The following is a 20,561-nucleotide window of genomic DNA, read 5'->3' on the forward strand; positions in this document are numbered from 1 at the left end:
TGAGTGGCAGATTTATCTGACATTTACGATGGAACATATCATAAATTGTTTGGGGGAAAGTCATGGAAAAAGTCAGTACCGGGGACAAAGATAAGATTACAGTTTTAATAGACAATATGAAAAACCGCCTGATCGGGAAGGATGATGTTATAAGAAAGGTTATAACTGTTCTTCTCGCAGGCGGTCATGTTCTTTTAGAGGATGTTCCGGGGGTTGGAAAAACATCACTTGCGCGGGCTCTTTCAGATTCACTCTCATGCAGCTTTGCAAGGATTCAGTGCACACCGGATACAATGCCTTCCGATATCACCGGACTTTCAGTATATCATATGGAAAAGGGAGAGTTTGAAGTAATCCCCGGACCTATCGTTAATCAGATAGTTCTTGCCGATGAGATAAACAGAACTTCTCCTAAGACACAGGCAGCTCTTCTTGAAGCCATGGAGGAGAGGCAGGTTACTATCGATGGCAATTCAATACCGATTCCGGAACCCTTTATGGTAATAGGAACTCAGAATCCTATGGAGATGGCAGGTACATACCCGCTTCCGGAGGCGCAGCTGGACAGGTTTATGATGAAGCTTTCAGTAGGTTACCCATCTGAGGACAGCTCTGTGCAGATAGCATCAGAATTCCTTAAGGGGGCACTTCACGCTAAGACAGAGCAGGTGCTTGGAGCTGACGACATTACTGCCATGAAGGATGAAGTCAGTAAGGTGGAAATCCACAAGGATCTGGTGAATTATGCAGTGAGAGTAATCGAGGAGACAAGAAAACATCACAGTATAAAGTGCGGGGCCAGCACAAGAGCACTCCTGGATCTGCTCAGGGCTTCTCAAGCCAAGGCATATATTGAACACAGGGATTACTGTATTCCGCTTGATATCCTGGAGACGGCAAAGGATGTACTTCCACACAGAATGATTTTATCTGCGGAAGCAAAAATGAATAAAATAACGCAGGAGACAGTCATTTTACAGATTCTCAATAATCATCCGGTGCCGCAATGAAAGTAAATTTTAAAAGACTTTTTGTTTTCTTAATTATCTTGATAGGAGCCACAGTCTGGGCGTCATATATGGGAGGGGCGCTTCCGTATATGTGCCTTTTCAGTGTGCTTTTCTATTTACCTGTTTCCGCTTTTTATATATTAATAAATAACCACTTTTTTCAGGTGTATCAGGAGCTTCCTTCACGGAGAGTTATGAAAAATGAGGAGCAGCCCTACAAGCTGACTATTGAAAATGCCGGTGTTTTTAGAATAAATGACACCCAGCTTCAAACGGAGGAGGAGCTTGCTTCAACAAGCTTCATAGATTTCTCAGAGAGTGAAAACAGAGTGGAAATGTGCAAGGATAAGCCTGTTATAAATCTCACACCAGGGGAAAGGGCTCTGATAGAGGGTGCCATAAACTGTAAATATGCAGGAACCTATGATGTGGGACTTCTTAGGGCTATGTTTTTTGATCCTTTTGAAATATACGGGGCATCTTTTTCTATACCATCACCTTACCGTGTGACGGTGATGCCGATGATAACGGATGTAGCAAATAGTGTGTTGGATTTTGAAAATCTTAAGAACAGCAGCAGAATAAAGAGTATGGTGCTTAGGGAACCTACACCGGGAAACGATATGAGACCCTACAGAGTAGGGGATCCTATAAAACAGATTCACTGGAAGGCGAGTGCTTCTGCCGGGGAGCTTATAAGCAGGACGCCGGAGCTTCTTGATCTTAGGAAGATATCTCTTGTTCTGATTGCGGAGAATGGGATATCAAAAAAGAATGAACCGGAATTTATAAAAAGAAGAGACTACTTTTTGGAATTCGCTGTTTCTGCAGTGTACTACCATGCGCAGAAGGGTGAGAGCATTCAGGTGGTTTATCCCAGGGGTGAGATAAAAAAAGTTCAGGTAGCTTCCCTGGATAATTTCGCGGAGTTCTATGAGGATATTTCAAAGGGACCTTTTTATAACAGAGATAGTGATATAGAGAAACTTGAAATGCAGAGCGAAAGTATGGCGGAAAATGAGCAGGACGGGATTATCATCACAGTCAGAGAAAGTGAATATGGGAAGGAGCATTTTCTGGAAATCAGAAACGGCAATTGAGAGAGCGCTTTTGGTATTATCCGGATCCTTGTTATGGAAACCCGGATTCTGGCTTATTCTTTTTGTTTGCTATGCCCTTTTTGAAGGAATGCTGTTGCTTGGCAGATATGTGCAGAAAAAGGGGATTCTTATCGGTGCGCAGGTCGTTATAACAGGTGCGCTTCTTTTGCTTTTTCATGAGATACCGGTGGTATATCCTGAAAATGTTCCGGAGGAAGAGGTTTCGTACTTTACCTCAATCGGAATTATCGCAGCATTGGCACTTGTCATGTATGTGGGGCTTGTACTGCTGTCAAGAGTATCTGCCGTTATCTGCACGATGATAATTGCGACGGATATAATTATAGTGTTCCGCTGTGTAAACGGGATTCAGACAAAAAAGGCGGCGATAGCTGCTGCTTTGGCACTTACATTGCTGGAGCTTAGCAGAGGTATTGGTTTTCTGGAGGAAAGATTTGGAAATGGAAACAGCAGATTAGGTTGTTTTGATAAAGGTGTTGGAACGGAAAGATATCGATGGCTGATTTTCTTTATGGTTTTGGAAGCTCTGGTGCTAGGGGTGCCGGTAAATGAGGAGCCTATAGACTGGAGTTTTGTATATAAAATAGGATACCGCGTAAGGGATGGTTTTGAAACCTTTGTTGAAGATACCGGATACTTTTTCTCGGGAATCGGCGATGGTGCCATGTATCAGAGCGGTTATAGCGGGTTTGGAGCTGTTCCTGATGCGATAAATGGAAGCAGTCGTGAAGAGCTTTATATTACGACTGATGGGACAAAGGACAGTCTATATCTTGCAGGACATATTGAGGGAGACGATGAGGACATTTCAGATGAGATGAAGGGTGAGAGGTTCCTGGATTTTCTGTATGCGCTCTACTCTCATGATGTTGGAAGAGAGGAGGCTAAGTGTTTCGGGCGTGTCATGAAGCTGACTGCAGAGTTTGGGTACCTTAGAACTAAGGATGTTATAAGGCCTGAGAATACACTTTTAATAGATTCTGTGAAGAAAGACGCAGTTGATATAGAGGGTACGCAGTTTGTGAAAACACATAAAAAGGGTGACAGCTATGATATTGTGTACCTGAATGTGGATTATGGCAGCAGGTATCTTGAGAAAATCATGCGAAACCCGATTGAAGCTGCTGTGCCTTCCTATGATGAGATGGAGGATTATTGCGGAAAGCTGTTTGATTATCAGCTTAGCAGGACTGTGTCGGAAATCGGGTACAGGAAATGGAGCGGGAAAAAGAAAAGCATAGAGAAGAATACGGAGTTGGCGATATATCTGGAGCCCGGTGATATGGCTACGACCAGAATGAAGGAACTGGCTGAGGAGATTACGAAGGGTGCTCAGAACGACTATGACAAGTGCAGGCTTATTGAGAAATACTTAAGGCAGTACAAGTATTCAACGCATCCCGGAAAGACAGTGGATAATGGCAGTAATTATATTGATAGTTTTTTATTTGAGACGGGTGAGGGGTACTGTGTCCATTATGCGTCAGCCATGGTTGCACTTTTGAGACTGAGTGGTGTTCCTGCGCGATATGTGGAGGGGTATTGTTATACGTTCCCTTCAATAAAGCATGACAGATTTGTTGTGACAGGGGACAGGGCACATGCCTGGGTAGAAGCTTATATAGAAGGGACCGGATGGGTGCCCTTTGAGCCTACTGCAGCCAGGAGAACATCTATAGAGTCTTCATGGAATTATACCATTCCTGAGGAGGAAGAAACTGCTGAGATAGAGATAGAAGCTGATGCTGAGCAATTTGTGCCCGATATACCGGATAATGCAGCAGGATATCTTTCAGATGAGGCCATGGATGAGGAAGAAAATGAGACCAAAAAGCACACGATAGATTTACTTGTTCTGGGGAAACTTTTGGTTACTATTTTCATAGGTCTTCTGATATATGCGATACTCATGTGGGGAGCGATAGTTCTTGTAAGAGTGATAAAATACAAGAGAGCGCCTATGGCACTTAAGCTTGAAAAAAATGTGAAAGACATTCTCTGGTACATGGGCAGAGAGTTTCCCGGAACCGGAGAAAAGGCAAGAGTTCTTGAGGATTATGCTCTGGCGCTTCCGGAGGGGGAAGCTGTTAATGGTGAGAGGCTTGAAATAACTGATTTAAAAGCTCTCTCGGATTATGTCTTTTCCGTTTATTACAGACAGAGATTTGCAGGGCGCAGCGCTAATGGCGCGGAGGTTCGCGATTCTGAATACTTAAGGAAACACCTAAGGAGAAGATATATTAAGCAGATGCTTCCTTTTAGGATAATGTATTCTTTACATTCTTTCCGATGATTTCATCTATGCCGCTTATGGTTGCAAAGCAGTTGAAGTCTGCAAGGATTTCCCTGACCTGCTTTAATTCGTACTGAGAGACAACTATATAGAGAGCTTTGTTATCACCCTTGATGTAGCCTTCAGTATCCCATTCGGTACAGGTGCGACCAAGCTCTTTATAGAAGCGGTCTTTTATTGCAGTGACATCGTCGTGGGTAAAGATAAGGCATGCTCTCTGTGCATCGAAGCCCTCTTCAACTCTTGTCATGACAACTGACACAAGGACATAAGTGAGAATAGAATACAAACCCTTGTTCCAGCCATACAGGAACCCGATGATCATGTACAAAACGATATTAAAATACAATACCTGACGGCCTATGGGAAGATGAATCTTGGGACTGAGGATAGATGCGACAATCTCTGTGCCGTCAAGGCATCCACCGTATCTTAAAACCATTCCGACACCGACACCGAGAATAAGGCCGCCAAAGGTAACCGCAAGAAGTGACTCCTCCGTAACAGCGGGAGTTGTCTCAAAAAAAGCTACAGCCACGGCAAATATGGTCATGGCATATATTGATCTTAAAACAAAATGCACTCCTCGCTTTTTCCATCCGAAAGTAAGAAAAGGAACATTCAAAAGCCAGGTCAGAATACTGAGTTTAAAGCCCGTGAAGTTCGATATTATCATTGAAACACCGACTATTCCGCCATCGAATATCTTGTTCGGGGCAAGAAAATCTTCAATTGCAAACGCTGCAATCGTAGCGCCTACCCCAACCATTATGTAGCAGAAAATTATTTCAGTTAATGAGTTATTTGAGATACGCTTTGACAAAGTTTTTCCTCCGAAGCAAATAAAATTCCGTAACTATTTTCATTATATATTCCTATAGAGGTGCATTAAAGCAAATAAGTATTAAGAAAAAATAAATATATTTTCAAAGAGGAAAAGAGTTTGTATATCGTCAAAATATCATTGGCAAAAAGTGATAAAAAGAGAGCATTTTCTGGTAGGTATATGGTCAATATATACGGAATAATAGCGGTACTGAGAATGAACCAGCCGCTGAGAGGGATAAAAGTGACCGTATCAGGTAGCGATAACTATGAAAGCGCAGAGAATACAGTTACATTCAAGGTTAAGGTAAAATAAGTAATAAGTATGAGGGCTGTTGCACTAATTATAAATATAGTGTAACAGCCCTATTTCCTTAGGTGTTAAGTCGGCTTTGCGTAAAGTAATATGAAAATCAGAAGTGAAAAAGAAGTCTCTTCGAGTAGGTATTGCGGTAAGCGGTGGGAGTGAGCCCGGTTATCCGTTTGAAGGTTCTTGAGAAGTTATGCACATCTGAAAAACCGACGTCATTAGCAATTTCAGAGACTGTCTTGTCGGTGTCTCTAAGATAAAAACTTGCAGTTTCCATTTTTAAAGACATAATAAACTGCTTGAGTGAGGTACCCTTCACGACACTGAAGAGGTGTGAAAGGTACTTTGGACTGTAGCCGAAAGCATCTGCAATTTCACTGATCTTGATATTTTTTGATATATTGCGACGTATATAGTCTGCGATGTCCGAATATATCTGTTTGGTTCCTATAGGATCTGAATCCTTTGGAAGTTCAGCAAGGATCTGACCGTATAGCTCTGTGACGATAGCTGTCATGGCAGCATTCAGAGTTATATCGGGATAACTGTTGCGCTCCAGATCCTGAAGCTGCTTCATCTGTACTACCATCTTCTCGAGCCTTGGGACGGTACCTGTCTGAGGAAGGAGAAAACAGTTTGCTCTTTCGTATGCCGGTGTTTCATCAGGTGTTATTCGCGCAGGGAAGGATTCCATATCTACTGTGAAATGACTCCAGTAGAAGGAGCAATAGGCTTTCTTGAAACCGGATCTGTCTCCTTCACTTGGAGGTAAAATCAGATATTCGCCTTCGGAAACCTTGTAGTCTTCTTCCATATAACGCAGATAAAGAGTTCCTTCTGTTACAACAATAAGTTCATAGTCAAAACGGAGAGGAAGATTTTGATGCTTCCAGTCTGCATTTAATGCAACAAATTTTCCTGATCTCAGGTAGCAGAAAAGTTGTTCTTTGGGAAAAACCATCAATTTGGTAAGTTTCTTCTTAAGCCTTGCATTAGCCATATTATTCACAATTCCTTTTGAAATAGTATCCTTAAAAGTGTCAAAAATAACACCGAAGATAGAAAAATGATACATTTTTTAAAAAATTATACACTCAAAGAGAATGATAAGCAAACTAAAGCAAGAATTGAGCCATATTTGAATAGGCGGTAAAATGACACACAATCTATCTTTGTACTATTTAGATAAAAGACTGGAGATGATAACCTTTTTATAGTGCAACATGCACAAAGGGGAAGCAAAAAGGTTTAAAGGAGGATTAGTATGAAGAAAAAGTTAGTTTCAGTTTTATTGTCTATGATTATGGTTACCGGAATGCTTTCAGGATGTGGAGGACAAGCCGGAAACGGAGCAGCATCTGATGAATCTGCACAGACATCCGATGATTCGGCTTCGGGAGAAAAGACCAAGCTCACTGCGCTTTTCTGCGCACATGCTCTTACTGCTGATATCAATGAATTCAAGTGGCTTCAGGAGTTTGAGGACCAGGCAAACGTAGATATCGAATGGGAAGTTATCTACTCTGACTGGGATCAGACGAAGCCTACACGATTTGCTTCAGGAGATATCCCGGATATTCTTTTTAATGCAACAACAGATGCGGATTACATTACATATAACGGACTTTTTGAGGATCTTACACCTTATGTAAGTGCAGAAAAGACACCCAATATTCAGGAAATGTTCGATGAAGAACCGGATACACTGGTACTGGCAAAGACACTTGAGGGTAAGCTTTTCGGACTTCCCAAATTCCAGGGGAAATGGCCCGGAACAAATGGTGTTCTTTTCATAAATAAAACATGGCTTGATAAGCTGGGACTTGAAAAGCCCAGGACATTCTCAGAATTGGAAAAGGTTCTGTTGGCATTTAAGGATGGAGATCCTAACGGTAACGGTGTAGCAGACGAGGTTCCTATGGATTTCAACGGATGGTTTGGAAGTGCTTATTCACTTTCAAATCTGGTTGGCGGACTTGGTATACAGCTCACAAACTGGGCAAACGACGGATATTTTGCAGAGGGCGGAGAGGTAAAAAACTTCGCGGTTGATGAGAGATATAAGAAGCTCATGAAGTACCTTGCAGGTCTTTATGCAGAAGGACTTATTGATGAAAATGCTATAACAAACGATTATTCAATGTTCCAGTCCTTATCAAGAGGAAATGAGAATGGTGATGCGCTTGTAGGTGTTGTTTACGGATGGGAAGAAACAGATAAGTTTGGTAATGAGCTCGCAAGTCAGTACGAAGCACTGGAGCCTCTTACTTATGATCTTGATGGCGAGAGTTACGATGCACGTTGGACCTATGACTATTCAGGACTTAACATGTCCACAAACAGAGCATGTGTAAGTGCCAAGTGCAAAGATAAGGAAGCTGCTATGAGATTCCTTGATCAGTTCTATACACAGAAGGATTCTGTAGAAGTTCTTTTTGGTGGCATAGCAGACGGCAACGTATCAGAAATCGGTGACAATAAATACAAAGTAAATGATCCTCAGGATCCTGCTGTAGATCCCGGCACATGGAAATGGACCTATGCATTTGCAGATAATGGACCTATGTATATAAGAAGAAACACAGAAATTGAGATGACACAGGATATGGACAATGCTCTTCGCGAAAGAGAAGCTTATAATGATACGCTTGCCAAGGTTTCCGAAGATGACTATTATCCGCAGATGTTCATGAAGTACACAGAGGATGAGCAGAATGAAATGGCTGTACTTCAGGCAAATGTTACGAATATTACTGACAATCAGTGGGGATTATGGCTTGTTGGTGATGAGGATGTGGATGCAACCTGGGATGCTTATGTAAATAGTGTAAATGAAGCAGGGCTTCAGCGAATTCTTGAGATTCGTCAGGGTGCGTTTGATAAATACAGAGGTAAATAATTGAAATAGCGGAGATTTAGGGCGGCAGAGTGGATATTTGCTCGTCGCCCTTATTCCTTTTTTTAGAAAGTGGAGGAGAATATGGTAAAAAAGGCAGCCAAATATTTTAGTAAAACCTGGCAGCTGTGGATAATGCTATTACCTGCCATGATTTATATTTTTGTATTTTGCTATGTTCCCATGTATGGAGTTCAGCTTGCATTTAAGGAATATAGTTTTTCTAAGGGATTCCTGGGAGGAGACTTTGTAGGCTTTAAATACTTTAAACAGTATTTTGAAAGTAATATGTTCTGGCCTACTTTAAAGAACACATTTGTCATAGCTGTGACGGGAATAATCGTAGGATTCCCTGCACCGATAGTTCTTGCGTTGATAATAAATCAGCTGAGAAATCAGAAGTGGAAAAAATTTGTACAGACAATAGTGTACATACCATACTTTATTTCGGTAGTTGTACTTGTCTCGATGATAAACATTTTGTTTGCAAACGGGAGTGGAGTAATTGCCAACTTTTTCAAGACTATACATCTGGTGAATCCTTCGGTAAATATCATAGGAAGTTCTTCCACCTTCCTGCCGCTTTATGTTTTGACCGGGGTGTGGCAGTCCATGGGATGGAATTCGATCATCTTTATTGCGGCACTGTCGTCAGTTGATACCCAGCTCTATGATGCCTGTAAGGTTGACGGAGCAAACAGGTGGCAGACGATGATTCATATTGATATTCCAGCTCTTGTACCAACTATTATGATTCTTCTTATTCTTAATATGGGCGGAATTCTTAATGTAGGTTTTGACAAGATTTTCCTTATGCAGAACAGTACAAACCTCGGGGTGTCACAGGTTATATCAACCTATGTATATGATGTGGGTGTTAAAAGCTCTCAGTTCTCGTTTGGTACAGCTGTTGGTCTGTTTAACACAATTATCAATTTTATCTGTCTGGTTGTTACAAACTGGGTTTCACGCAAAACCACAGGCAGTGGCTTGATGTAAGGAGGCAGATATGGAAAAAATGTTAAATGCGGCAGACTTATGTGAAGCAGAGACTGAGAAAGTAAAGGAAAAAACATTTTCAAAATGGCCTGACAGGATCTTCGGGGCAGCAGTCATTATTCTTAGCATAATTGTGGTTATCATGATTGCGTATCCTTTGTATTTTGTGGTTATAGCATCGATTTCAAATTCGAATCTTGTTAACCAGGGAGCGGTGACTTTTTGGCCAAAGGATATAAGATTCTACGGATATGAGCAGATCCTTAAGGATGGCAGAATCTGGACAGGTTACGCCAATACTATTTTGTATGTTGTAGCAGGGACTGCCCTTAATATGGCAATAACGATGCCTGCAGCGTATGCTCTTTCACGAAAGGATTTTAAGGCAAGAAATGTGGTGATGTTTTACTTTGTATTCACGATGTTTTTCAATGGCGGACTAGTACCTACGTACATGACGGTTTCATCACTTCATCTTATTTCGACAAAGACCATACTTATAATTTTTGTTGCGATAAATACTTATAACCTGATAATAGCAAGGACCTTTATAGCAAACTCTATTCCGGATGATCTTTATGAGGCAGCTATACTGGATGGATGCTCACATTTTAAATACTTTTTCCTTGTGGTGCTTCCTTTATCAAAAGCGGTTATTTCGGTTCTTACACTTTATTATGCTGTATTCCATTGGAATGATTATTTCAATGCTCTTATTTATAATAGTAAGGAGCAGAATGTTCCGCTGCAGATCGTACTAAGACAGATCCTTCTTCTTAATCAGGCCTTTGCCAGCGGAAATGGCGGAGTACAGGGCGGCTACGGTCAGTCCAGTGCTGATCAGGTTAAGTATGCAGTGCTTATAGTTTCAACACTGCCGATATTGTGTGTATATCCTTTTGTACAGAAATACTTTGAGAAGGGTGTCATGATTGGCGCCGTCAAGGGATAAATGAGGGGAAATAAAATAAGAAAGGTTTTTAATATTATGAAAAAATGCTATAGGGCAGCTGAATTGTCAGCTGTAAAGGTTACTGACAAGTACTACGACGAGGCGCTTTGCATCGAAATTAAGAATATGCTTCTGCTTGATGCTGACAGGCTTCTTGCAGGGTTCAGGGAGACGGCAGGACTTCTTGCGGGTAAGAGCGAAGAGGAACTGGTCAGCCTAATGAAGGGAAAAAGACGTTATGGAGGAGACTGGGAGGATGGTCTCATCGGAGGGCATACTCTTGGGCATTACATCACTGCTTTGGCGCAGGCTGTTGCCAGCCCTGCGCTCTCTGAAGAGGATAAGAAAAGTGTTTTAGACAGATTGGACTATATGCTTTCTGCACTGAAGGAGTGTCAGGAACTTACAAAAGGAACAGACGAAGAAGGCTTTATATTCGGAGCAGCATTTCCTTCAAAAGCATTCAGAGATAATCCGGTTCTTCAGTTTGATAATGTGGAGAAGGGGCTTAGCCAGCCCTTTGAAGAGGCGTGGGTACCGTGGTACACAATGCACAAGATTCTTTCAGGTTTAAACGCATCATTTAAGCTTGCGGGGAAGGAGCTTGGACTTGATGTGGCAAATTCTCTTGGGATGTGGATTGCAGACAGGGCACTTTCCTGGTCAGAGGAGGTTAATAAAACAGTTCTTTCTATAGAGTATGGCGGAATGAATGACTGTCTTTACGAACTCTATCAGATTAATGAATGCTTGAAGAAAAGTGGCAGCAGCTTGTATCATCCTGAATTTGAGAAGATAAAGGAAGCTGCTCACAGATTTGATGAAACTGAGCTTTTTGAAAAAGTACTCGCAGGAGAGAAAAATACCTTAAACAATTTTCATGCAAATACTACTATTCCCAAGTTCATCGGAGCCCTTGCGCGATATGAGACCGATAAAAACGAGGTCAAATATCTGGAGTATGCAGAGAGCTTCTGGGATATGGTGTTATCAAAGCACACCTATGTTACCGGTGGAAACAGTGAGGATGAGCACTTCGGTGAAGACAATATCCTGGATGCTGAGAGAACTAACGTAAATAACGAAACCTGCAACACTTATAATATGCTGAAGTTTTCAAGAAGGCTTTTTGCGGTGACAGGGAAAAAGAAATATCTTGATTATGCGGAGAGGACGCTTGTAAATGCCATTATGGCATCCCAGAATCATGAGACGGGATTTTCAACTTATTTTCAACCTATGGCGACAGGTTTTCAGAAGGTGTTTAACACACTTGACGGGAATTTCTGGTGCTGTACAGGAACGGGCTATGAGAACTTTACAAAGCTCCAGGACGGTATATATTTTGGCAGAGAAGACGAGATAATTATTGCGCTGTATCTGGCTTCTGAGTACTGTACAGAGGACTTCAGTATTTCCATAGATGCTGATTTTACAAAGTCGGATGAAGTGAAAATATGTGTTAAACCTGTGGCAGGGAAGGAAGTTGAAAAGGATCTCCTTTTGAGAAAACCAACCTGGGTAATGGGAGAGCCTGAGATTAAGGTGGGAGAAGATGAGATTTCTCCTGAGGAACAAGATGGTTTTTATATAATTCCAAAGAAGACTGTTAAGAATGGCTGCAACATTTTCTTGAAGCTTCCTATGGGAATTACCTGCCATAATCTTCAGGATGGAGCTGACACCTATGCTTTCATGTATGGACCATATGTACTCTCTGCACGACTTGGAGTAGCTAAGATGAAGACAAAAGGACACGGAATCGCTGTTGTGGTTGCTGCAGAAAAAGCTGTAGAGTCAGATGAAGTTCTTGTTACTAAAGAGAAATCAGTTCAGGATTTTATTGAGAATATAGATAAGTATCTTGTGAAGAGGGAAGGCGAGATGGAATTTGATCTTGCAGGCACAGATAGGAATCTTAACTTTACAACACATTATAATCAGTACAGTGAGAGCTATGGTATTTACTGGAAGTTCAAGGCTTGATTTAGCGATAAGAGGATGAGGATATGCAGTTCTTTTCAATCGAAAACGGATCATTATTATTTAGGGAAAATGGAGAGACACTGAAAATTGAAGCCTGGGGCAGGGACAGCTTCCGGGTAAGGTCGGTTTTTCTCGGAGGAATAAGTGATTATAGCCCGGCGCTTCTGGAACAGGAGAAGAGAAACTGTGATATCACAATTGATGACAGGAGAGCTTTAATAGTTAATGGGAAGATCACAGCAAAATGCTATGTTCAGCCCTGGGGAAATGCGCTCCAGATATCATTTGTGGAGACTGATTCAGGAAAAGTTCTTCTTGAAGAAATATCAAACGGAGGTGCTTTGGCCAATAAAGCCAGGTATTACAAGCATCTTAAGGGTGATGTTTTCAGGCTTAAGGCAAGCTTTATTGCAGATCCGAAGGAGAAGCTCTTCGGAATGGGGCAGTATCAGCAGGAGATTATGGATTTAAAGGGCTGTAATCTTGAACTTGCTCACAGGAATTCTCAGGCAAGCGTTCCTTTTGTATTATCTGACAAGGGCTATGGCTTTTTGTGGCACAATCCTGCCATAGGTGAAGTTCACTTTGGATACAATACCACCGAGTGGGTGGCAGAGGAGACAAGGCAACTGGATTATTGGATTACTGCCGGTGATACGCCTGCTGATATCATGGGAAATTATACAGAGGTATCCGGACGTGCGCCCAGAATGCCGGAGTATGGACTTGGCTTCTGGCAGTGTAAACTTCGTTATTATAATCAGGAACAGGTTCTTGATATAGCGAGGGAGTATCATAAGAGAGGCGTCCATATTGATGTTATTGTTATTGACTATTATCACTGGCCAAGGTGCGGAGACTGGAGATTTGACCCTGAGTATTTTCCTGATCCAAAGGCTATGATAAAAGAGTTAAATGACATGGGAATAGAGTGCATGGTCTCAATCTGGCCTCAGGTTGACTGGAGAAGTGAGAACTATGAAGAAATGAAGCAACAGGGGCTTCTTGTGAAAATTGGCTCCGGTGTTGATGTTCAGATGATTTTCCATGGGAATAATGTATTTTTTGATGCTACAAATAAGAGGGCGAGGGAGTATATCTGGAATAAATGCAGGAAAAACTATGCAGAACTCGGGGTGAAGACCTTCTGGCTGGATGAGGCGGAGCCTGAGTTTACCGGATATGACTATGAAAACTATCATTATAATTCCGGTTCTGTTCTGCAGACAGGAAACATATATCCCAGAGAATATGCACGAGCTTTCTATGAAGGACAGCGCTCACTTGGTCAGGAAAAGATAGTAAATCTCATAAGATGCGCCTGGGTAGGAAGTCAGCGCTACGGTGCACTTGTGTGGTCAGGCGATATAATGTCGACCTGGGAGGATTTCAGAAAGCAGATAATTGCAGGACTTCAGATGGGAATAGCAGGTATTCCCTGGTGGACAACGGATATTGGAGGATTCCATGGAGGCGATATCCGAAGTGATGAGTTTAAAGAGCTCCTGATCAGATGGTTCCAGTATGGATGCTTTTGTCCGGTAATGAGAATACATGGTAACAGGGATCCTCATACAGAAATTATAAATAAGGCGGGCGAAGTTCGTGAGTGGACCGGTGCTGAGAATGAAATCTGGAGTTACGGAGAAGAGAATTATGAAATAATGAAGCATTTCATAGAAATCAGGGAAAAGCTTCGGGATTACACCCGTTCTGTAATGGATGAGGCATCAGAGAAAGGATATCCTGTAATGAGAACTCTTTTCTTCGAATTCCCTAATGATGAGAGAGCATGGAGTATCACTGATGAGTATATGTACGGAGGTGATATTCTTGTTGCTCCGGTGTGTCACAAAGGAGAAACAAAAAGGAAGGTATACCTTCCGGAAGGCTGCGACTGGATAGAGGCATTTACAGGGGAAAAGTATCAGGGAGGCATTGAAATTATGGCTGATGCGCCGATAGAGAGACTTCCGGTATTTGTCAGAGCCGATAGTGAAAAGATTGGGAATGGCATACAAATAAATTTCTGATATAATAAGCTGTACTATTTTTGGGAGGTTTATTATTTTGGAAGAAGAAAATCGCAGTTCCTTTTCGGGGAAAATCGGCTATGTGCTTGCGGCAGCAGGTGCATCGGTAGGACTTGGTAACATTTGGAGATTTCCGTATCTGTGCGCGAAATATGGCGGAGGAATATTCCTTCTTGTCTATATTATTCTTGCACTGACCTTCGGATACACCATGATTATTGCTGAGACTGCCATAGGACGTACTACTAAGAAGAGTCCTGTAGGAGCATTCAGAGAGCTCGGAAAAAATGGACAGATGCAGATCGGTGGTTGGATTAACGCTATTATACCTATGCTGATTGTGCCGTATTATTCTGTTATTGGTGGATGGGTATGTAAATATCTGTACGAATATATAACAAATGATGTGCAGAACATTGCAGGTGATAGTTTCTTTGTTGATTTCATCACGGACGGCTCTAAGGCAGAGCTTTGGTTTATTATTTTCATGCTCCTGGTAGTTGTGGTTATTATCATGGGAGTAGAAAATGGTATTGAACGCGTATCTAAGATTATGATGCCTGTGCTTTTGGTTTTGGCAGTTATCATATGTATTTATTCCGTTTCAAGACCCGGAGCACTTAAGGGTGTGAAGTACATGCTTGTTCCGGATATGAAGCATTTCTCATGGATGACAGTAGTTTCAGCTATGGGGCAGATGTTCTACTCACTGTCAATAGCAATGGGTATTCTGATTACATTCGGTTCATATGTGAAAGAGGATGTAAGTATTGAGGATTCTACAAGAAACGTTGAGTTTTTCGATACAGGCATAGCTATCCTTGCAAGCCTTATGATAATCCCGGCAGTATTTTCATTTTCAGGCGGAGATCCTGATACCTTGAATGCGGGACCTTCACTTATGTTCATCACAATGCCCAAGATATTTGCCAGCATGGGACTTGGAAGGATAATCGGAATATTATTCTTTGCCCTCGTTCTTTTTGCAGCTGTTACAAGCGCTATTGCTCTTACTGAGAGTGCGGTTTCAACACTTACGGATGAAACAGGCTGCAGCAGGGGAAAGGCAACAGGCGTAATGGTATTGATAATGCTTATTCTGGGAAGCTTATCTTCTCTTGGAAACGGACCGCTTGCAAATATAACTATATTTAAGATGCAGTTCCTGGATTTCTTTGACTTCCTTACCAATTCTGTAATGATGCCTATAGCAGCATTTGCTACATGCATGCTTGTTACAAATCATATGGGTATTGAAAAGGTAGAAGAAGAGGTTATGCTGAACGGACATCCCTTCAGAAGAAGAGGAATATTCAGATTCATGATAAGGTTCCTGTGTCCACTGTTCGTAATTATAATTCTGTTCAGCTCAGTAGCGCAGGTGTTTGGACTTATCAGTTTTTAAGGAATTAAAAAAATACAATCGATATGTTTTGATTTTTCTTTATCTGTAAGAAAGTGCATGATATAATTGATAGGGCTTCCGGTTAACCCCGGGAGCCTTTTTGTGTGTAAATGTATTCATAACGGAGGAGTAGAAAATGGGAGAAAAAGGAAAAGCTATTTATGATGCGTCCAAGCTGGGGAAGAAAAGAATGATGATTCTTGGTCTTCAGCACATGTTTGCAATGTTTGGTGCAACCATTCTTGTTCCGATACTGGTTAACAGCTATTTTCATGGCGAAGGCCTGTCGGTTCAGGTAACATTGTTTTTTGCGGGAGTTGGTACACTGTTGTTTCATCTGTTTGCCAAATTTAAGGTTCCTGCATTCCTGGGGTCTTCATTTGCATTTCTTGGAGGTTTTGCAACAGTAGCCGAGCTTAACACAGGTAAATTTGCAGATATGTCATACGGAGAAAAACTTCCTTATGCATGCGGTGGAATTGTAGTTGCAGGTCTTCTTTATCTGGTACTTTCATTATTCATTAAGCTTGTAGGTGTTAAGAAGGTAATGCATTTCCTTCCTCCGGTAGTTACAGGCCCGATCATTATCTGCATCGGATTATCACTTGCACCTTCAGCAGTCAGTAATGCAGCAGTTAATCCTGTCCTTGCTATAATAGCGCTTGCTATAGTAATCGCTTTCAATATATGGGGCAAAGGAATGTGGAAGATTATTCCTATTCTTATGGGGGTTGTAATATCCTATGTATGTGCGCTCGTTATGCACCTTGCAGGCATGACTAATGTTGACGGAAGTGCGATTCTTGATTTTGCACCGATTGCTTCTGCAAGCTGGGTTGGTCTTCCGCCGTTCGTGATTGCTAAGTTTGACATTTCAGCAATTCTGGTTATGGCTCCTATCGCACTTGCTACTATGATGGAGCATGTAGGTGATATCTCAGCTATCTCTGCTACAACAGGCAACAATTTCCTTGAAGATCCTGGTCTCCACAGAACTCTCTGGGGTGACGGTCTCGCTACAGCACTTGCAGGTCTCTTCGGTGGTCCTGCTAATACAACTTACGGTGAGAACACAGGTGTTCTTGAGCTCTCTAAGGTGTATGATCCCAAGGTTGTAAGACTTGCAGCAGTTTATGCTATAGTAATCAGCTTCATTCCGAAGATTACCGATGTTATCGGAACAATGCCCACAGCTATTATTGGTGGTATAAGCTTTGTCCTTTACGGAATGATCTCAGCAATCGGTATCAGAAACGTGGTTGAGAACAAGGTTGACTTTACAAAGTCAAGAAATCTTATTGTGGCTGCAGTTATCCTGGTAACGGGGCTTGGCTTCTCAGGCGGACTTACCTTTGAAGTTGCAGGAACTTCGATTACTCTCACTTCACTTGCTCTTGCAGCTATTTTCGGAATCGCACTTAATGCTGTTCTTCCCGGAAATGACTACAACTTCGGTGAGAATTATAAGGGCGATATAAACAGAGGAGTAAGCTTCAACAACCTTGAAAAGGGAGCTTGATAGTACGAAATATTAAACTTTTCTAAACAAGATATAGTGAGCGCTGTGTGTGGTATGATTACCATATATGGCGCTTATTTTTTCACTATTATAGGGGGTTACATATGCTTAGAGATTTCGTGGTAACTGATATTCCGGAAGAGGAAGAGTTAAGAGCAAAGCTAAAAGAAGAGAGAGCAAAATTAAATGCTTTTCAGATGAAAATAAAGGAAGCGGGGCTTCCTGTAATGGTGCTGTTTGAGGGATGGAATGCCGCAGGAAAAGGTGCAGTTATAGGAAAGGTAATAAGAAATATCGATCCCAGATTTTTCAAGGTGGCAACTTTGGACAGAGAGCCCAGCAATGAGGAAAAGAGGTATCCCTTCTTATATAGATATATCAGGGAGATCCCGGAGGCAGGAAAATTCCAGTTCTTTGATACCTGTTGGATGGAGGAAATTGTTGATGGTGTTCTCAAAGGTGAGATGGATGATGAGACCTATGCTACGAGAGTGCATTCCATCAATGTGATGGAGAGGCAGCTGTGTGACAATGGCTACCTTGTTGTGAAGTTTTTCATGAATATATCCCAAAAAGAACAGAAGGAGCGCATGGGAAAGCTTCTTGATAACAAGAATACGCGTTGGCGTGTAACTGATGAGGATATAAAGCAGAATAAGCACTATGATGAGATTCAGGAGGTGTATGACAAGTATCTTAACGACACAAATCAGTCAAGAACACCCTGGTATATTATAGATGCAACTGATAGGAAATATGCTGAGCTTCAGGTTTTGCAGTTTCTTAATCAGGGTATAGACATTGCTTTGAAGAACCACGCACTGAATGTGCCAATACTTCAGAATACTTTCCCTATGGAGAAGGTGCAGAAACTCTCTGATATTCCGCTTAACGATAAGTTTCTTACGGATGAGGAATATAAGCTTGAGCTTAAGAAACTGCAAAAGGAGCTCAAGGAGCTTGGAAATAAGGCCTACAGAAAAAAGCTTCCTGTAATTATTGCTTATGAAGGCTGGGATGCAGCAGGTAAAGGAGGAAATATAAAAAGAATTACAGCAGCTTTGGATCCAAGGGACTATGTTGTTGAGCCCATTGCGAGCCCTGAGCCTCATGAGAAGGCAAGGCACTATCTCTGGAGATTCTGGACAAGACTTCCCAAGACAGGACATATCACTATTTTTGACAGAACCTGGTATGGACGCGTTATGGTTGAGAGGCTTGAGGGATTCTGCTCTGAGAATGACTGGCAGAGAGCTTACAACGAGATAAATGAATTTGAAAAAGAACTCCATGACTGGGGTGCAGTTATAATTAAGTTCTGGGTGCAGATAGATAAGGATACCCAGCTTGCCAGATTTACCGACAGACAGAATACTGCTGAAAAACAGTGGAAGATAACGGATGAGGACTGGCGAAACAGAGAGAAGTGGGATCTTTATGAAAGTGCGATAGATGAAATGATCGCTAAGACCAGTACAACCTTTGCACCTTGGCATGTGCTTGAATCGGTGGATAAAAAGTATGCGAGAATTAAGGCACTCAGGATTGTGATAGAAGAGATGAAGAAGGCATTAAAATAGAGGGGAAGGCATTCCCCTCATCCGCCCTGTATACTTTATTGCCCCTGCATAGTATATGTGAAATTTCAATCGATTATGTACGAAGTACAACGAGATTGAAACTTCCATATATACTATGCAGGGGCGTACTTTAGTTACTCATAACGTTTTTCTGCATGGCCCGTTCTCTGAATTCCTTGGGCGTAAGATCTGTCTTTTTCTTAAATATACAATTGAAGTAGCTCTGTGAGCTGAAGTTTAATAAGGTACTGATCTCAAGATATGAAAGCTCTGTATTTGTGAGAAGGTGCTTGGCTTCGTTTACCCTTAGATCCTGCATGAAATCTGTAATTGATGAACCGGTTTCTTTATTAAACAGTGCTGATAAGTATTTTGCTGAGATATGCAGCTCTTTTGCCAGCTCATCTAAGCTTATCCTATCGGGCAGGCGCTCGATAATACGCTGTATGCATTTGTTTGTCATAGGTGAATACGAATCGTTGGTATATTTGCTCATGTCATGAGAGTTACGTGCAAATTCAATAGCACATTTTTCAACGATTTTGGCAATTGTCTCGTAGTTTTTGGCATCAATCAGCTTTGTGGAATATTTCTGATATCTGCTGTAGCTGGATATGCTGTCATTTCCGCTTTCATGTGAGGCAACTCTTGCAAGAGTAAGTAGCTCGGAAGCTCTGACCTTACTGCTCTGAACAGATGCCTTGTTGGGGAACAGGATGCCCATGGTATGCTCGTCCTTGAACATGGAATATAGCTGATAGGTGTTACCGTTTGTGATATAAACCTGGAAAAAATCTTCCAGTCTGCAAAGCTCGGAAATCTCGTCGGAATTAAATACATCATCTTCGGATGACAGAATTTCATAGGAATCTTCTTCGGAAGAGTATTTGTTTATTACAGCAGAAATATTGTCTGATTCAAAAGTGGGTGGAATTACATCAATAACCTGTTTGAGGAAGTTGGTTATCTCAAGCTTGAAATCTTCAACGTCCATAACCGGAAGGGCGCGTGAAAGGACACGCTTTTGCTCTGCGAACAGATTGCCCGAAAAGCCAAGCTCCGGCCATATTGTTTCTGTAGGATTAACAGTGAGCACAGGACCAACAACCATAGTGTAGGTGCTGTGCTTTCCTATAGTATATGAAAATTCAAAATACATTACGTAGGGATTATCCAGATTGAGATGATAACCTTCTATGGAATGTGCAAGCATAAAGTTCCTCGCAAGAGGGCGCACGCACTCAAAAAGGTTCAGGATAGCAGCAGTGGAAAAATTGGTATATGCTACTTCCAGATTCTGATCAAAGAACCATATGGGTACTTTTTTCTCCTGATAATAACTCTCCAGTCTCCATTTAACCAAAGAAGTATTTGTCTGCATAAAGTGTCTTCCTTGTCCCCTCAAAACGATTACAACGCTCCCAAACTTCATATTAATGTAGTAATTTTGCTTATCAAATTACCAAGGTAAATTCTACATTATAATGTGCGAAAATACAAATTAATTGAGCAATATTTGTTATATGCGCAAGTTTTGTATGTGAAATATGCCCATAAGCAGCTAGTTAAATTTCGATTAAATGTGAATAATGAACAAAAGCGGAAATTTTTTTATGGATGTGGAATTTTTGA

General features: G+C 41.5%; 15 protein-coding genes. 12 read left to right on the forward strand and 3 right to left on the reverse strand.

Going from position 1 to position 20,561, the window contains the following annotated elements:
* Nucleotides 1-62: 62 nt before the first annotated feature.
* The 3 genes from G602_RS0100495 to G602_RS0100505 all read left to right on the forward strand — a co-directional run bounded on the left by G602_RS0100495 (nt 63) and on the right by G602_RS0100505 (nt 4,424).
* Nucleotides 63-1,010 carry an AAA family ATPase gene (locus G602_RS0100495; protein WP_026657125.1) on the forward strand — a complete coding sequence of 316 codons (948 nt, stop codon included), beginning with the start codon at nt 63-65 and terminating at the stop codon, nt 1,008-1,010.
* A gap of 194 nt (nt 1,011-1,204) precedes the next feature.
* Nucleotides 1,205-2,110, forward strand: coding sequence for a DUF58 domain-containing protein (locus tag G602_RS0100500; RefSeq protein ID WP_196808552.1), 906 nt, complete (start codon nt 1,205-1,207; stop codon nt 2,108-2,110).
* Nucleotides 2,070-4,424, forward strand: coding sequence for a transglutaminase-like domain-containing protein (locus G602_RS0100505; protein WP_026657127.1), 2,355 nt, complete (start codon nt 2,070-2,072; stop codon nt 4,422-4,424). The genes G602_RS0100500 and G602_RS0100505 overlap by 41 nt, the downstream gene beginning before the upstream one ends.
* Here G602_RS0100505 and G602_RS24645 read toward each other — a convergent pair.
* Nucleotides 4,390-5,247, reverse strand: a complete 858-nt coding sequence (locus G602_RS24645; protein ID WP_049944979.1) for a YitT family protein — start codon at nt 5,245-5,247, stop codon at nt 4,390-4,392. The genes G602_RS0100505 and G602_RS24645 overlap by 35 nt on opposite strands.
* Before the next feature lie 120 nt (nt 5,248-5,367).
* On the opposite strand from G602_RS24645, the gene G602_RS0100515 reads away from it, so the two are divergent.
* On the forward strand, nt 5,368-5,565 hold the full coding sequence (locus tag G602_RS0100515) for a hypothetical protein (protein ID WP_026657128.1): 198 nt from the start codon (nt 5,368-5,370) through the stop codon (nt 5,563-5,565).
* A gap of 97 nt (nt 5,566-5,662) precedes the next feature.
* Here G602_RS0100515 and G602_RS0100520 read toward each other — a convergent pair whose 3' ends face one another.
* Nucleotides 5,663-6,559, reverse strand: a complete 897-nt coding sequence (locus G602_RS0100520; protein ID WP_196808553.1) for a helix-turn-helix transcriptional regulator — start codon at nt 6,557-6,559, stop codon at nt 5,663-5,665.
* Nucleotides 6,560-6,823: 264 nt separating this feature from the next.
* On the opposite strand from G602_RS0100520, the gene G602_RS0100525 reads away from it, so the two are divergent.
* The 8 genes from G602_RS0100525 (at nt 6,824) to pap (ending at nt 18,929) form a co-directional block, all read left to right on the forward strand.
* Complete coding sequence (locus tag G602_RS0100525) at nt 6,824-8,458, forward strand: extracellular solute-binding protein (RefSeq protein WP_026657131.1); 1,635 nt, start codon at nt 6,824-6,826, stop codon at nt 8,456-8,458.
* Between the two features lie 81 nt (nt 8,459-8,539).
* Entirely contained in the window at nt 8,540-9,454 is a 915-nt protein-coding gene (locus G602_RS0100530; RefSeq protein WP_026657132.1) for an ABC transporter permease, read from the forward strand.
* A 10-nt stretch (nt 9,455-9,464) separates the two neighbouring features.
* On the forward strand, nt 9,465-10,406 hold the full coding sequence (locus tag G602_RS0100535) for a carbohydrate ABC transporter permease (protein ID WP_242835467.1): 942 nt from the start codon (nt 9,465-9,467) through the stop codon (nt 10,404-10,406).
* A gap of 36 nt (nt 10,407-10,442) precedes the next feature.
* Complete coding sequence (locus G602_RS24650; protein ID WP_196808554.1) at nt 10,443-12,392, forward strand: beta-L-arabinofuranosidase domain-containing protein; 1,950 nt, start codon at nt 10,443-10,445, stop codon at nt 12,390-12,392.
* Between the two features lie 23 nt (nt 12,393-12,415).
* A complete protein-coding gene (locus G602_RS0100545; protein ID WP_026657134.1) occupies nt 12,416-14,425 on the forward strand; it encodes a glycoside hydrolase family 31 protein in 2,010 nt (669 codons plus the stop codon).
* A gap of 34 nt (nt 14,426-14,459) precedes the next feature.
* Entirely contained in the window at nt 14,460-15,830 is a 1,371-nt protein-coding gene (locus tag G602_RS0100550; RefSeq protein WP_334290796.1) for a sodium-dependent transporter, read from the forward strand.
* A 136-nt stretch (nt 15,831-15,966) separates the two neighbouring features.
* The gene (locus G602_RS0100555) at nt 15,967-17,349 is read left to right on the forward strand and encodes a uracil-xanthine permease family protein (RefSeq protein ID WP_026657136.1); all 1,383 of its coding nucleotides are present in this window, start codon (nt 15,967-15,969) and stop codon (nt 17,347-17,349) included.
* A 104-nt stretch (nt 17,350-17,453) separates the two neighbouring features.
* The gene (gene pap, locus G602_RS0100560; RefSeq protein ID WP_026657138.1) at nt 17,454-18,929 is read left to right on the forward strand and encodes a polyphosphate:AMP phosphotransferase; all 1,476 of its coding nucleotides are present in this window, start codon (nt 17,454-17,456) and stop codon (nt 18,927-18,929) included.
* Between the two features lie 130 nt (nt 18,930-19,059).
* Here the strand turns inward: pap and G602_RS28435 are convergent, their stop codons facing one another.
* Complete coding sequence (locus G602_RS28435) at nt 19,060-20,310, reverse strand: AraC family transcriptional regulator (RefSeq protein WP_026657139.1); 1,251 nt, start codon at nt 20,308-20,310, stop codon at nt 19,060-19,062.
* Between the last annotated feature and the right edge of the window lie 251 nt (nt 20,311-20,561).

The sequence above is a fragment of the Butyrivibrio sp. AC2005 genome, assembly GCF_000424145.1.
GTDB lineage: Bacteria > Bacillota > Clostridia > Lachnospirales > Lachnospiraceae > Butyrivibrio.

Excerpts from the sequence above, each read along its gene's own strand:
- G602_RS0100495 (WP_026657125.1), top strand. The coding sequence starts at position 63 with ATGGAAAAAGTCAGTACCGGGGACAAAGATAAGATTACAGTTTTAATA.
- G602_RS0100500 (WP_196808552.1), top strand. The coding sequence starts at position 1,205 with ATGAAAAATGAGGAGCAGCCCTACAAGCTGACTATTGAAAATGCCGGT.
- G602_RS0100505 (WP_026657127.1), top strand. The coding sequence starts at position 2,070 with ATGGGAAGGAGCATTTTCTGGAAATCAGAAACGGCAATTGAGAGAGCG.
- G602_RS0100520 (WP_196808553.1), bottom strand. The coding sequence starts at position 6,559 with ATGGCTAATGCAAGGCTTAAGAAGAAACTTACCAAATTGATGGTTTTT.
- G602_RS0100525 (WP_026657131.1), top strand. The coding sequence starts at position 6,824 with ATGAAGAAAAAGTTAGTTTCAGTTTTATTGTCTATGATTATGGTTACC.
- G602_RS0100530 (WP_026657132.1), top strand. The coding sequence starts at position 8,540 with ATGGTAAAAAAGGCAGCCAAATATTTTAGTAAAACCTGGCAGCTGTGG.
- G602_RS0100535 (WP_242835467.1), top strand. The coding sequence starts at position 9,465 with ATGGAAAAAATGTTAAATGCGGCAGACTTATGTGAAGCAGAGACTGAG.
- G602_RS24650 (WP_196808554.1), top strand. The coding sequence starts at position 10,443 with ATGAAAAAATGCTATAGGGCAGCTGAATTGTCAGCTGTAAAGGTTACT.
- G602_RS0100545 (WP_026657134.1), top strand. The coding sequence starts at position 12,416 with ATGCAGTTCTTTTCAATCGAAAACGGATCATTATTATTTAGGGAAAAT.
- G602_RS0100555 (WP_026657136.1), top strand. The coding sequence starts at position 15,967 with ATGGGAGAAAAAGGAAAAGCTATTTATGATGCGTCCAAGCTGGGGAAG.
- pap (WP_026657138.1), top strand. The coding sequence starts at position 17,454 with ATGCTTAGAGATTTCGTGGTAACTGATATTCCGGAAGAGGAAGAGTTA.
- G602_RS28435 (WP_026657139.1), bottom strand. The coding sequence starts at position 20,310 with ATGCAGACAAATACTTCTTTGGTTAAATGGAGACTGGAGAGTTATTAT.